The 1,087-nt window shown below is 70.7% G+C and carries 1 protein-coding gene; it reads left to right on the top strand.

Features of this window, described 5'->3' with window-relative positions; genetic code table 11:
* Positions 1-16: 16 nt before the first annotated feature.
* On the top strand, positions 17-1,087 hold a 1,071-nt coding region (locus MXC99_RS00330), incomplete at its 3' end, for a 2-oxoacid:acceptor oxidoreductase family protein (protein ID WP_247723657.1).

The raw sequence follows: 1,087 nt of genomic DNA, 5'->3' as shown, positions 1-1,087 counted from the left end.
AACTTGGAGAATGAGGATGACAGCCCGATCGGTTTCGATAACCTTCGCCGGCAGCGGCGGAGCCGGGGTGATGACGGCAGGCAGCATGCTGCTCGATGCCGCCGGCCACGCCGGCTGGTATGCCTACATGACGCGCTCGTCGGGAGCGCAGATCCGCGGCGGCGAGGCGGCGGCGATGCTGCGCCTGTCCACCGCGCCGGTGCAGTCGCACGACGACCACTTCGACATGCTGGTGGCGATCGACTGGCAAAACGTCGGCCGCTTCGCCGCCGAAGTGCCGATGACCGCCGACGGCCTGGTGCTGGGCGACCCGGACGGGGGCGAATTCCCCGAGCAGATCCTGGCCAAGGGCACGCGCCGGGCCGACATTCCGTTCAAGAAGATCGCCAAGGAGATCGACGGCGGGCGTCCGAACATGATCGCGCTGGGCGCGGTCGCGGCCCTGATCGGCCTGCCCGAAGAGGCGGTGCTCAAGGTGGTCAATGACTCGCTGGCGAAGAAAGGCCCTGCCGCGCTCGCCGCGAGCGAAGCCTCGGTGCGCGCGGGCGCGGCCTTTGCCGCCTCGCTGCCGTCGAGCAAGCGCCTGGCCGCGGCCGCCGGCGGCGAACGCCAGCGCCTGTGGAGCATCACCGGCAACGAAGCCGCCGGCCTCGGCGCGGTGCGCGGCGGCGTGCGCTTTGTCGCCGCCTACCCGATCACCCCGGGCACCGAAGTGCTCGAATGGCTCGCGCCCAACCTCGCCAAGCTCGGCGGCGCGCTGGTGCAGGCCGAAGACGAGCTCGCCTCGGTCAACCAGATCATCGGCGCCTCCTACGGCGGCACCACTTCGCTGACCGCCACCTCCGGCCCCGGCCTGGCGCTGATGACCGAATCGATCGGCCTCGCGGTGGCCTCCGAAACCCCGATCACGATCGTCAACGTGATGCGCGGCGGCCCGTCCACCGGCATCCCGGTAAAGTCCGAGCAGAGCGACCTCAACATCGCCCTCTACGGCCTGCACGGCGACGCCCCGCACCTGGTGGTGGCGCCGAACTCGCTCGCCGACTGCGCCTTCACCACGCAGTGGGCGGTCCATCTGGCCGACACC

Origin of the sequence: Thauera aromatica (assembly GCF_023093595.1) — a bacterium.
GTDB classification, from domain to species: Bacteria; Pseudomonadota; Gammaproteobacteria; order Burkholderiales; family Rhodocyclaceae; genus Thauera; species Thauera aromatica_A.
This window is presented reverse-complemented; position numbering and strand designations above follow the sequence as displayed.